Genomic DNA, 11,468 nt, shown 5'->3' on the forward strand with positions numbered 1-11,468 from the left:
TCAGATGTCCTTACCGTTCCGGCGCGAGACCCGGACCTTCTTGCCGTCCTCGCCGATGCGGTAGCCCACCCGGGTCGGCTTGCCGTCCGAGTCGACGACCATCACGTTCGAGACGTGGATGGGCGCCTCCTGCGTGACGATGCCGCCGGACTGCGCGCCGCGCTGGGTCTGGGAGATCCGCGTGTGCTTCTTGATCCGGTTCACGCCCTCGACCAGCACGCGCTCGCGCTCGGGGTAGGCCTGGATGACCTTGCCCTTGGCACCCTTGTCCTTGCCGGCGATGACGACGACCGTGTCGCCCTTCTTCACCTTCATGCTCTACAACACCTCCGGCGCGAGCGAGATGATCTTCATGAACTTACGGTCGCGCAGCTCGCGACCGACCGGCCCGAAGATGCGGGTGCCGCGGGGCTCATTGTCGTTCTTGATGAGCACAGCAGCGTTCTCGTCGAAGCGGATGTAAGAACCGTCCGGACGACGGCGCTCCTTGCGCGTGCGAACGATGACCGCCTTGACGACGTCACCCTTCTTCACGCCGGCAGCCGGCATGGCGTCCTTCACGGTGGCGACGATGATGTCGCCGATGCCCGCGTAGCGCCGCCCCGAGCCACCGAGAACGCGGATGCAAAGGATCTCCTTCGCGCCCGTGTTGTCGGCAACCCGAAGCCGCGACTCCTGCTGGATCACGTCTACTCCTGTATGTCGCGCTGGTTCTCGCGGTGATCTGCGAGCCTTGCGGAACTAAGGGACTCAAAAAGAGCCCTACTTACTTGGCCTTCTCCACGATCTGCACCAGACGCCAGCGCTTGGTCGCCGACAGCGGGCGGGTCTCCATCAGGGTGACCCGGTCGCCCACGCCCGCCTCGTTGTTCTCGTCGTGCACCTTGACCTTGCTGGTGCTGCGGAGAACCTTGGCGTAACGACGGTGCTTCTTGCGGTCTTCGAGCTCGACCACGATCGTCTTGTTCATCTTGTCCGAGACGACATAGCCCTCACGGACCTTACGGTCGTTGCGGCCGGCCGCCTCGGTGGGCTGCTCGCTCATGCGGCACCTTCACTCTCGGCGTCAGGGGAAACGGACAGGCCGAGTTCACGCTCGCGCATGACCGTGTAGATCCGCGCGATGTCCGTGCGGACGGTACGCAGACGGCGGTTGTTGTCGAGCTGTCCGGTCGCCATCTGGAAGCGGAGGTTGAAGAGCTCCTCCTTGTATTCCTTCAGACGCAGGACGAGCTCTTCCGCGGTGAGCTCACGAAGCTCCGATGCCAGAGCGGCACCTGCCTTCGCCATCAGAACTCACCACCTTCACGGGTCACGATGCGGCACTTCATGGGCAGCTTGTGGATCGCGCGACGGAGCGCCTCACGGGCGGTCTCCTCGTTCGGGAACGAGATCTCGAACATCACGCGGCCCGGCTTAACGTTGGCGATCCACCACTCGGGCGAACCCTTACCGGAACCCATGCGGGTTTCCGCCGGCTTCTTGGTCAGCGGGCGGTCCGGGTAGATGGTCGTCCACACCTTGCCGCCACGCTTGATGTGACGCGTCATGGCGATACGAGCGGACTCGATCTGCCGGTTGGTCACGTAGCTGTGCTCAAGCGCCTGGATGCCGTACTCGCCGAAGTTCACCTTCGTACCGCCCTTGGCGGCACCGTGGCGCTTCGGGGAGTGCTGCTTCCGGTGCTTGACCCTGCGCGGGATGAGCACGTGTCAGCCCTCCGTCTTTTCTGCAGTCTCAGCAGCCGGGGCCTCGGTGGCCGCGGGGGCGGTGTCGTCGCTCTTCGCGGCGGCAGCAGCCCGACCGGCTTCGGTCGAGGTCGGCGTCGTGCCCGACGAGCCGGAACGGCGCGGTCGGGACGGACGGTCACCACGGTCACGGCGCGGGGCGCGCTCGGCGGCCGCGGCGGCGTCACGCGCCTCCTTGGCCTTGAGGCCACCCACGAGCTCGCCCTTGTAGATCCACACCTTCACGCCGATGCGACCGAACGTCGTCTTGGCCTCGAAGAAGCCGTAGTCGATGTCGGCGCGCAGCGTGTGCAGCGGGACGCGACCGTCGCGGTAGTGCTCGGAGCGGGACATCTCGGCACCGCCGAGACGACCGCCGCACTGCACGCGGATGCCCTTGACCTGCGGCGAACGCATGGAGGTCTGGATCGCCTTGCGCATCGCGCGGCGGAACGCCACACGGTTGCTCAGCTGCTCCGCGACACCCTGAGCGACGAGCTGGGCGTCGGCCTCGGGGTTCTTGACCTCGAGGATGTTCAGCTGGACCTGCTTGGCGGTCAGCTTCTCCAGCGCGCCGCGGATACGGTCGGCCTCCGCGCCGCGACGGCCGATGACGATGCCCGGCCGGGCGGTGTGGATGTCGACGCGGACCCGGTCACGGGTGCGCTCGATCTCGACCTTGGAGATCCCGGCGCGCTCCATGCCCGTGGACAGCAGCTTCCGGATCTTGACGTCCTCGGCCACGTACTCCGCGTACTGCTTGTCGGCGTACCAACGCGACTTCCAGTCCGTGGTGATACCCAGGCGGAAGCCGTGCGGGTTGATCTTCTGGCCCACTACCGGCCACCTGCCTTCTTCTTGCCCTGTGCCTTCTTGGCCTCGGCCTTGGGACGCGACTCCACCTCGACGGTGATGTGGCTGGTCCGCTTGCGGATCCGGTACGCGCGGCCCTGGGCCCGCGGACGGATGCGCTTGAGGGTCGGGCCCTCGTCGGCGTAGGCGTTCTTGACCCAGAGGGTGTCCGGGTCGAGATCGAGGTTGTTCTCGGCGTTGGCCACGGCGCTGGCGAGCACCTTCGCGACCGGCTCGCTTGCCGCCTGCGGGGCGAACTGGAGCACGGCCAAGGCGTCGGCGGCGCTACGTCCCTTGATCAGCTCGATCACCCGGCGCACCTTGGTAGGCGAGTCCCGGACGAAGCGAGCCCGCGCGTAAGCCGTCGGCAAAGCCTCGGCCACGTCGTTCTGGGCGTTCATCGCTAGTTCCTTGTTCTCTCGTGCCCGCTCAGCGGCGGCGCGACTTGCGGTCGTCCTTGATGTGGCCCTTGAAGGTCCGAGTCGGAGCGAATTCGCCCAACTTGTGACCCACCATCGCCTCGGTGACGAACACCGGGACGTGCTTGCGACCGTCGTGCACCGCGATCGTGTGACCCAGGAAATCCGGGATGATCGTGGAGCGTCGCGACCAGGTCTTGATGACGGTCTTCTTGCCCGACTCGTTGAGAGCGTCCACCTTCTTGAGCAGGTGGTCGTCCACGAAGGGGCCCTTTTTGAGGCTACGTGGCATGTTCTTCTACCTCCCTGCTCAGCGCTTCTTGCCGGTACGCCGGCGGCGGACGATCATGGCGTCGGAGGCCTTGCGGCGGCGGGTGCGGCCTTCGGGCTTTCCGTTCGGGTTCACCGGGTGGCGACCACCGGAGGTCTTACCCTCACCACCACCGTGCGGGTGGTCGACCGGGTTCATGACGACACCACGGACGGTGGGGCGCTTGCCGCGCCAGCGGTTACGGCCCGCCTTGCCCCAGTTGATGTTCGAGTGCTCGGAGTTGCCGACCTCGCCGATGGTGGCGCGGTTGCGCACGTCGACGTTGCGGATCTCGCCCGAGGGGAGACGAAGCTGGGCGTAAGGCCCGTCCTTCGCCACCAGCTGCACCTTGGCACCGGCGGACCGCGCCATCTTCGCGCCGCCACCGGGGCGGAGCTCGATCGCGTGGATCACGGTGCCGACCGGGATGTTGCGCAGCGGCAGGTTGTTACCCGGCTTGATGTCGGCCCGGGGGCCGTTCTCGACCGTGTCACCCTGCTTGAGCTTTTCCGGGGCGATGATGTAGCGCTTCTCGCCGTCGGCGTAGTGCAGCAGCGCGATGCGAGCGGACCGGTTGGGGTCGTACTCGATGTGCGCGACCTTGGCGGGAACGCCGTCCTTGTCGTTCCGGCGGAAGTCGATCAGCCGGTACGCGCGCTTGTGGCCACCGCCCTTGTGCCGGGTGGTGATCTTGCCGCTGGAGTTACGGCCGCCGGACTTGCTCAGCGGACGCAGCAGCGACTTCTCCGGGGTGGACCGAGTGATCTCGGCGAAGTCGGAGACGCTGGAACCGCGACGACCCGGGGTCGTCGGCTTGTACTTGCGGATGCCCATGTGTCAGCTCAGTCCTTTACGCGGTGGGTCCGCCGAAGATCTCGATCGGCTTGCTCTCAGCCGAAAGAGTCACGATGGCGCGCTTGGTGTCCTTGCGCTTGCCGAAGCCGGCGCGAGTCCGCTTACGCTTGCCCTGGCGGTTGGCCGTGTTGACGCTGACCACCTTGACGCCGAACACCTTCTCGACCGCGATCTTGATCTGGGTCTTGTTGGCGTCCGGGCGGACGATGAACGTGTACTTGTGGTCCTCGAGCAGCCCGTAGGACTTCTCGGAGATCACCGGCGCGAGCAAGATGTCGCGGGGATCGGGGATGGCGATCGCACTCACTGCTCGTCACTCCCTTCAACCTCGCTCGACCGCGCGCTTGCCTTCGCGCCCTTGCCCCGGACGGGACCGGCGACGAACACGTCGTAAGCGGCCTTGGTGAACACCACGTCGTCGTTGACCAACACGTCGTAGGTGTTGAGCTGATCGGGCGTGATGATGTGGACCTCGGCCAGGTTCCGCAGCGAGTTCCAGCTCAGCTCGTCGTCGCGGTGCAGGACCACGAGAACGCGCTTCGCCTGGGTCAGCGCGGCGATGGCGGCCTTGGCGGACTTGGTGGACGGCTTCTCGCCGGTCACCAGTTCGGTGACGACGTGCAGCTGTCCGGCACGGGCCCGGTCGGAGAGGGCGCCACGCAGGGCGGCGGCCTTCATCTTCTTCGGGGTCCGCTGGGTGTAGTCACGCGGCGTGGGGCCGTGGACGACGCCACCACCGGTGAACTGCGGCGCCCGGGTCGAACCCTGGCGGGCGCGGCCGGTGCCCTTCTGGCGGTACGGCTTCTTGCCACCACCGCGGACTTCACCGCGGGTCTTGGTGTCATGCGTGCCCTGGCGCGCGGCGGCCAGCTGGCCCACCACGACCTGGTGCATGAGGGGCACGTTGGCCTGCACGTCGAAGATCTCCGAGGGGAGCTCGACCGTGCCGTCGGCTTTACCGGCCGGGGTCTTCAGCTCGACGCTGGTCATGTTCAGTTACCACCCTTCGCGGCGCTGCGAACGAACAGCAGGCCGCCCTTGGGACCGGGCACGGCGCCCTTGATCAGCAGCAGGCCGTCCTCGGCACGCACCGCGTGCACGGTCAGGTTCTGCGTGGTGACCCGGTCGTTGCCCATCCGGCCCGCCATGCGCAGGCCCTTGAAGACGCGGCCCGGGGTGGCACAGCCACCGATCGAGCCGGGCTTGCGGTGCACGGCCTGGGCACCGTGGCTCGCGCCCTGGCCCTTGAAGCCGTGACGCTTCATGACACCGGCGTAGCCCTTGCCCTTGCTGGTACCGGTCACGTCGACCTCGATACCGGCCTCGAACACCTCGGCGGTGATCTCCTGGCCGACTTCGTAGGTCTCGGCGTCGGTGGTACGCAGCTCCGCAAGGAAACGACGCGGGGTCACGCTCGCCTTGTCGAAGTGGCCGGTGCGCGGCTTGTTCACCCGGCGCGGGTCGACCGCGCCGAAAGCCAGCTGCACGGCCTTGTAGCCGTCGTTCTCCTGGGTCCGAACCTGGGTGACCACGTTCGGCCCGGCCTGCACGACGGTCACCGGGACGACCCGGTTGTTCTCGTCGAAGACCTGGGTCATGCCGAGCTTGGTGCCCAGGATGCCCTTCACTTGCCTGTCAGACATGAGTCTCTTACTCTCCGCCGCTCGCCAGCCGCTGCTACTGGATGTTGACGTCGACGCTCGCCGGCAGGTCGATGCGCATGAGCGCGTCGACCGTCTTCGGCGTCGGGTCGAGGATGTCGATCAGACGCTTGTGCGTGCGCATCTCGAAGTGCTCGCGCGAGTCCTTGTACTTGTGCGGCGAGCGGATGACGCAGTAAACGTTCTTCTCGGTGGGCAGCGGCACCGGCCCGACAACACGGGCGCCGGTACGCGTGACCGTCTCGACGATCTTGCGTGCCGAGGTGTCGATCGCCTCGTGGTCGTAGGCCTTGAGCCGGATGCGGATCTTCTGTCCCGCCATGGTGGCTGCTCGTTCCTTGTCGTCTCGTGCCGCTTTTGTCTTTTCAAACCTCAGCCTGGCTGAGGTTTTCCCAGTTCAACGGCCCTGTCCCCGGTCCACGCGGTCGGGCGTGTCGTGCCCGACGCACAGACGGATCCCGCGGGATCTTCGTCTTGCCTGGTCTTCCTCAACGTGAGGAGGCATCGAGCCGGCGGAAAAGCTTGGTCGCCGTCTCAAACGCCTTTGCCCGCTAGCCTCACCCGAAGGAAGTGCTCCGCGGACCGTGGCCGCTCATACCAGGGCGGCCGGAACCCGTTCTCCAAAGAAGTACGAGTTCGGCCGCCCCAGGACGAGCAACCTGAATAGTGTCGCACACGTGATTTGACGCCTTGAACCCGGGGGTGTATCAGACCCCCGGGTCGGCGTTAAATCACTTGTTGATCTTGGTGACCTGGCCGGCGCCGACGGTCCGTCCACCCTCACGGATGGCGAAACGCAGGCCCTCGTCCATGGCGACCGGCTGGATCAGCACGACGCTGATGTCCGTGTTGTCGCCCGGCATGACCATCTCGACACCCTCCTTGAGGGTGACGACGCCGGTCACGTCCGTGGTACGGAAGTAGAACTGCGGGCGGTAGTTGTTGAAGAACGGGGTGTGACGGCCACCCTCGTCCTTCGACAGGATGTAGACCGAGCCCTCGAACTCCGTGTGCGGGGTGGTGGTGCCCGGCTTCACGACGACCTGGCCGCGCTCGACGTCCTCGCGCTTGATGCCACGGACCAGCAGACCGACGTTGTCGCCGGCCTCACCCTGGTCGAGCAGCTTGCGGAACATCTCGACACCGGTGACGGTGGTCTTGGTCGACTTCTCCTTGATGCCGACGATCTCGACCTCTTCGTTCACGTTGACGCGGCCACGCTCGATACGGCCGGTCACGACCGTGCCACGGCCGGTGATCGTGAAGACGTCTTCGATCGGCATCAGGAACGGCTTGTCGAGCTCGCGCACCGGGTCCGGCACGTTCTCGTCGACGGCCGCCATGAGCTCGAGAACGCTCTCGCCCCACTTGGCGTCGCCCTCGAGGGCCTTCAGGCCGGAGACCTTGACGACCGGAGCGTCGTCACCCGGGAAGTCCTGGGAGGACAGCAGCTCGCGGACCTCGAGCTCGACGAGCTCCAGGATCTCCTCGTCGTCGACCATGTCGGCCTTGTTCAGCGCGACCACGATGTAGGGCACGCCGACCTGCTTCGCGAGCAGCACGTGCTCACGGGTCTGCGGCATCGGGCCGTCGGTCGCCGCGACCACGAGGATCGCGCCGTCCATCTGCGCCGCGCCGGTGATCATGTTCTTGATGTAGTCCGCGTGACCGGGGGCGTCCACGTGGGCGTAGTGACGCTTCTCGGTCTGGTACTCGACGTGCGAGATGTTGATCGTGATGCCGCGCTGCTTCTCTTCCGGCGCGTTGTCGATCTGGTCGAACGCCGACGCCGTGTTCAGCTCGGGGTACTTGTCGTGCAGAACCTTGGTGATCGCCGCGGTCAGAGTGGTCTTACCGTGGTCGACGTGACCGATGGTCCCGATGTTGACGTGCGGCTTGGTCCGCTCGAATTTCGCCTTCGCCACTGGAATGTCCTCCTGGACTGTTTTGCTTACTCACCGGCCAACGTGGCTGTCGGACGGAGATTCGTTTGTTGACGGATGCTGCGGACGTTCAGGAGTGTTCCTTATGCCCGCGAGCGGACGGGAACTACTCCCCCGTCGCCTTCGCGATGATTTCCTTCGCGACGTTCGCGGGAACCTCGGCGTAGGAGTCGAACACCATGGAGTAGTTGGCACGTCCCTGCGTACGCGAACGCAGGTCGCCGACGTAACCGAACATCTCCGACAGCGGGACCAGTGCCTTGACGACACGGGTACCGGCGCGCTCCTCCATGGCCTGGATCTGGCCACGGCGGGAGTTGAGGTCGCCGATCACATCGCCCATGTAGTCCTCGGGCGTGGTGACCTCGACGGCCATCAGCGGCTCGAGGATGACCGGACCGGCCTTCTTCGCGGCTTCCTTCATCGCCATGGAGCCGGCGATCTTGAAGGCCATTTCCGAAGAGTCGACCTCGTGGTACGCGCCGTCCAACAAGGTGAACTTCAACCCGACGAGCGGGTAGCCGGCCAGCACGCCGTACTGCATGGCGTCCTGCGCGCCCGCGTCGACCGACGGGATGTACTCCCGCGGCACGCGACCACCGGTGACCTTGTTGTCGAACTCGTAGAGGGCACCGTCGGTGGACTCGAGCGGCTCGAGCTTGACGATGACCTTCGCGAACTGACCGGAACCACCGGTCTGCTTCTTGTGCACGTAGTCGAGCTTCTCGACCGTCTTGCGCACCGTCTCGCGGTAGGCGACCTGCGGCTTACCGATGTTCGCCTCGACCTTGTAGTCGGACTTCATACGGTTGACCAGCACCTCGAGGTGCAGCTCGCCCATACCCGCGATGATCGTCTGGCCGGTGTCCTCGTCCAGGTTGACCTGGAACGTCGGGTCCTCTTCGGCCAGCTTCTGGATCGCCAGGGACAGCTTCTCCTGGTCGGCCTTGGTCTTCGGCTCGATCGCGACGCGGATGACCGGCGCCGGGAACGTCATCGACTCGAGGACGACCGGGTTCTGCGGGTCGGCGAGGGTGTCACCGGTGGTGGTGTCCTTCAGGCCGATGACCGCGTAGATGTGGCCGGCCTGGGCCTCGTCGACCGGGTTCTCCTTGTTGGAGTGCATCTGGAAGAGCTTCCCGATGCGCTCCTTGCGCTCCTTGGTGGCGTTGATCAGCTGCGCGCCGGAGGCGACCTTGCCCGAGTACACCCGGATGTAGGTCAGCTTGCCGAAGAACGGGTGCGCGGCGATCTTGAACGCCAGAGCGGAGAACGGCTCGTCGACGGACGGCTTCCGGGTGACCGGGGTCTCGCCGTCGGGCAGCGTGCCCTCGACGGCGGGGACGTCCAGCGGCGACGGAAGGTAGTCGATGACCGCGTCGAGCATGGGCTGGACGCCCTTGTTCTTGAACGCGGAACCGGTGAGCACCGGGTACGCCTCGCGGTTCACGGTGAGCTTCCGGATACCGGCCTTCAGCTCGGCCTCGGTCAGCTCCTCGCCCTCGAGGAACTTCTCCATCAGGGAGTCGTCGGTCTCGGCGATGGCCTCGACCAGCTTCTCCCGGTACTCGGCCGCCTTGTCGGCGAGCTCGGCCGGGATCTCCTCGACGGCGTAGTCCTCGCCCTTCTGGACCTCGCCGCGCCAGGTCAGCGCCTTCATGCGGACCAGGTCGATGACGCCTTCGAACTCGTTCTCGGCGCCGATCGGCAGCTGGATGACCAGCGGGCGGGCGCCGAGGCGCTCCTCGATGGTGCGGACGGTGAAGTAGAAGTCCGCGCCGAGCTTGTCCATCTTGTTGACGAAGCAGATACGAGGAACCTCGTACTTGTCCGCCTGACGCCAGACCTGCTCGGACTGCGGCTCGACACCTTCCTTGCCGTCGAAGACGGCGACGGCACCATCGAGCACGCGGAGCGAACGCTCCACCTCGACGGTGAAGTCGACGTGGCCCGGCGTGTCGATGATGTTGATCTGGTGGTCGGCCCAGAACGTGGTGGTGGCAGCCGAGGTGATGGTGATACCCCGCTTCTGCTCCTCCTCCATCCAGTCCATGGTGGCGGCGCCATCGTGGACTTCACCGATCTTGTAGTTGACCCCGGTGTAGAACAGGATCCGCTCGGTGGTGGTGGTCTTACCGGCGTCGATGTGGGCCATGATGCCGATGTTGCGGACCTGGTTCAGGTCGGTCAGCACTTCACGTGCCACGAGAGTGTTCCCCTGTCTCAAAATTGGGGCCCGGCAAGGCTTTGATCGGCAGCCGGGCGGTCATCACCAGCGGTAGTGCGCGAAGGCCTTGTTGGACTCGGCCATCTTGTGGGTGTCCTCGCGCCGCTTCACGCTGGCGCCGAGGCCGTTGCTCGCGTCGAGGAGCTCGTTCTGCAGACGCTCGATCATGGTCTTCTCGCGGCGGGCCGCGGAGAAGGAGACGAGCCAGCGCAGCGCGAGGGTGGTGGAGCGGCCCGGCTTGACCTCGATCGGCACCTGGTAGGTGGCACCACCGACGCGGCGGCTCTTCACCTCGATGGTGGGCTTCACGTTGTCGAGGGCGCGCTTCAGCGTGACGACCGGGTCAGTGCCGGTCTTCTCGCGAGCGCCTTCGAGGGCGCCGTAGACGATGCGCTCGGCCAGGGACCGCTTGCCGTCCTTCAGCACCTTGTTCACCAGCTGGGTGACCAGCGGGGATGCGTAGACGGGGTCAGAGATCAGCGGCCGCTTCGGGGCCGGACCCTTGCGGGGCATTAGCTCTTCTCCTTCTTCGCGCCGTACCGGCTGCGCGCCTGCTTACGGTTCTTGACACCCTGGGTGTCGAGCGAACCGCGGATGATCTTGTAGCGGACACCCGGCAGGTCCTTCACACGACCACCGCGCACGAGCACCATCGAGTGCTCCTGCAGGTTGTGGCCTTCACCGGGAATGTAGGCGGTGACCTCGATGCCGCTGGTCAGCTTCACACGAGCGACCTTGCGAAGCGCCGAGTTCGGCTTCTTGGGGGTTGTGGTGTACACGCGAGTGCACACGCCACGCCGCTGCGGGCTCCCCTTGAGGGCCGCGGTCTTCTGCTTGGCAGCCTTGTCCTGGCGGCCCTTACGGACCAGCTGCTGGATCGTGGGCAATGGACCAGCTTTCTGTTCGCGATCTTGCTACTACGTGTTGTCTCCGGCCCCCGCGGTCGGGCGTGTCGGCCCGCGTCACGGTCTTGCGACCGGTAACTTCCCGTAGGGATTTTCCGTCGGATCCCGCGTGGGCGAAGCCGGTGGACCGGATGCCTGAGCACCCCGTCCATGCCGCACGGCACACGGGACGGCCCGACGCCTGCCGGGCACGGTCTCCAAAGATACCCGGCCACATCCGGACCGGCCAAATCGGGGGGTCGATAACTATATCGTGCCGGGCGTCACGCCGCGGCCACCCTGATGGAACGGCGATTCGGGGCTGATTCATTCCCCGTAGGCCTCCGGCGCCGGATCTCCCGGCAGAGGGTCATTCCCGCCCCACCCTCACCGGAGACGCCGCGCGCCCGGCCTTCACTCCTCGTCGGGCTTGGCGTGGTCCGCCCGGCCCGGGTGCGGGTCCCGGCTGAGGTCGATCAGCGGGTGAACGGGCGCCCCCTCCGGCGCCGCGTGACTCCCCCGCCTGGGTTCTTCGGTGCTTTCCTGCTTCTCGGCGTCCACGACGCCTCCCCTCATACGTACTGATACCG

Annotated in this window: 18 protein-coding genes; all 18 read right to left on the reverse strand. The window is 66.1% G+C overall.

Annotation, left to right across the window (positions count from 1 at the left end; genetic code table 11):
- The 18 genes from rplX to B0293_RS43105 all read right to left on the reverse strand — a co-directional run bounded on the left by rplX (window position 1) and on the right by B0293_RS43105 (window position 11,439).
- Window positions 1–315 carry a 50S ribosomal protein L24 gene (gene rplX / locus B0293_RS18960; RefSeq protein WP_005166786.1) on the reverse strand — a complete coding sequence of 105 codons (315 nt, stop codon included), beginning with the start codon at window positions 313–315 and terminating at the stop codon, window positions 1–3.
- Between the two features lie 3 nt (window positions 316–318).
- Window positions 319–687, reverse strand: coding sequence for a 50S ribosomal protein L14 (gene rplN / locus B0293_RS18965; protein WP_005166785.1), 369 nt, complete (start codon window positions 685–687; stop codon window positions 319–321).
- Window positions 688–766: 79 nt separating this feature from the next.
- Entirely contained in the window at window positions 767–1,045 is a 279-nt protein-coding gene (gene rpsQ / locus B0293_RS18970; RefSeq protein ID WP_005166784.1) for a 30S ribosomal protein S17, read from the reverse strand.
- A complete protein-coding gene (gene rpmC / locus B0293_RS18975; RefSeq protein WP_005166783.1) occupies window positions 1,042–1,290 on the reverse strand; it encodes a 50S ribosomal protein L29 in 249 nt (82 codons plus the stop codon). The genes rpsQ and rpmC overlap by 4 nt, the downstream gene beginning before the upstream one ends.
- Entirely contained in the window at window positions 1,290–1,709 is a 420-nt protein-coding gene (gene rplP / locus B0293_RS18980) for a 50S ribosomal protein L16 (protein ID WP_005166782.1), read from the reverse strand. Before rplP ends, rpmC begins: the two co-directional genes overlap by 1 nt.
- Before the next feature lie 3 nt (window positions 1,710–1,712).
- Window positions 1,713–2,564: a 30S ribosomal protein S3 gene (gene rpsC, locus B0293_RS18985; protein ID WP_005166781.1), complete on the reverse strand. Its 852-nt coding sequence runs from the start codon at window positions 2,562–2,564 to the stop codon at window positions 1,713–1,715.
- Window positions 2,564–2,980, reverse strand: coding sequence for a 50S ribosomal protein L22 (rplV, locus tag B0293_RS18990; protein ID WP_005166780.1), 417 nt, complete (start codon window positions 2,978–2,980; stop codon window positions 2,564–2,566). The genes rpsC and rplV overlap by 1 nt, the downstream gene beginning before the upstream one ends.
- Window positions 2,981–3,008: 28 nt before the next feature.
- Window positions 3,009–3,290 carry a 30S ribosomal protein S19 gene (rpsS, locus tag B0293_RS18995; protein WP_003102083.1) on the reverse strand — a complete coding sequence of 94 codons (282 nt, stop codon included), beginning with the start codon at window positions 3,288–3,290 and terminating at the stop codon, window positions 3,009–3,011.
- Between the two features lie 18 nt (window positions 3,291–3,308).
- Window positions 3,309–4,142 (reverse strand): 50S ribosomal protein L2, encoded by an 834-nt coding sequence (gene rplB / locus B0293_RS19000; protein ID WP_005166779.1) that lies wholly within the window; start codon window positions 4,140–4,142, stop codon window positions 3,309–3,311.
- 16 nt (window positions 4,143–4,158) lie between these two features.
- Window positions 4,159–4,470, reverse strand: coding sequence for a 50S ribosomal protein L23 (gene rplW, locus B0293_RS19005; RefSeq protein WP_005166778.1), 312 nt, complete (start codon window positions 4,468–4,470; stop codon window positions 4,159–4,161).
- A complete protein-coding gene (rplD, locus tag B0293_RS19010; RefSeq protein WP_005166776.1) occupies window positions 4,467–5,153 on the reverse strand; it encodes a 50S ribosomal protein L4 in 687 nt (228 codons plus the stop codon). The genes rplW and rplD overlap by 4 nt, the downstream gene beginning before the upstream one ends.
- A gap of 2 nt (window positions 5,154–5,155) precedes the next feature.
- Entirely contained in the window at window positions 5,156–5,806 is a 651-nt protein-coding gene (rplC, locus tag B0293_RS19015) for a 50S ribosomal protein L3 (RefSeq protein ID WP_020633317.1), read from the reverse strand.
- 34 nt (window positions 5,807–5,840) lie between these two features.
- Window positions 5,841–6,146, reverse strand: coding sequence for a 30S ribosomal protein S10 (rpsJ, locus tag B0293_RS19020; RefSeq protein WP_003102098.1), 306 nt, complete (start codon window positions 6,144–6,146; stop codon window positions 5,841–5,843).
- Between the two features lie 409 nt (window positions 6,147–6,555).
- Window positions 6,556–7,749: an elongation factor Tu gene (gene tuf / locus B0293_RS19025; protein ID WP_005166772.1), complete on the reverse strand. Its 1,194-nt coding sequence runs from the start codon at window positions 7,747–7,749 to the stop codon at window positions 6,556–6,558.
- A 124-nt stretch (window positions 7,750–7,873) separates the two neighbouring features.
- Window positions 7,874–9,973, reverse strand: a complete 2,100-nt coding sequence (gene fusA, locus B0293_RS19030) for an elongation factor G (RefSeq protein ID WP_005166771.1) — start codon at window positions 9,971–9,973, stop codon at window positions 7,874–7,876.
- A gap of 63 nt (window positions 9,974–10,036) precedes the next feature.
- Window positions 10,037–10,507 carry a 30S ribosomal protein S7 gene (gene rpsG, locus B0293_RS19035; RefSeq protein WP_005166770.1) on the reverse strand — a complete coding sequence of 157 codons (471 nt, stop codon included), beginning with the start codon at window positions 10,505–10,507 and terminating at the stop codon, window positions 10,037–10,039.
- Complete coding sequence (gene rpsL / locus B0293_RS19040) at window positions 10,507–10,881, reverse strand: 30S ribosomal protein S12 (protein ID WP_003102113.1); 375 nt, start codon at window positions 10,879–10,881, stop codon at window positions 10,507–10,509. Before rpsL ends, rpsG begins: the two co-directional genes overlap by 1 nt.
- A 411-nt stretch (window positions 10,882–11,292) precedes the next feature.
- Window positions 11,293–11,439, reverse strand: coding sequence for a hypothetical protein (locus tag B0293_RS43105; protein ID WP_005166767.1), 147 nt, complete (start codon window positions 11,437–11,439; stop codon window positions 11,293–11,295).
- Window positions 11,440–11,468 lie beyond the last annotated feature (29 nt).

Source organism: Amycolatopsis azurea DSM 43854 (assembly GCF_001995215.1).
Classification (GTDB): Bacteria; Actinomycetota; Actinomycetes; order Mycobacteriales; family Pseudonocardiaceae; genus Amycolatopsis; species Amycolatopsis azurea.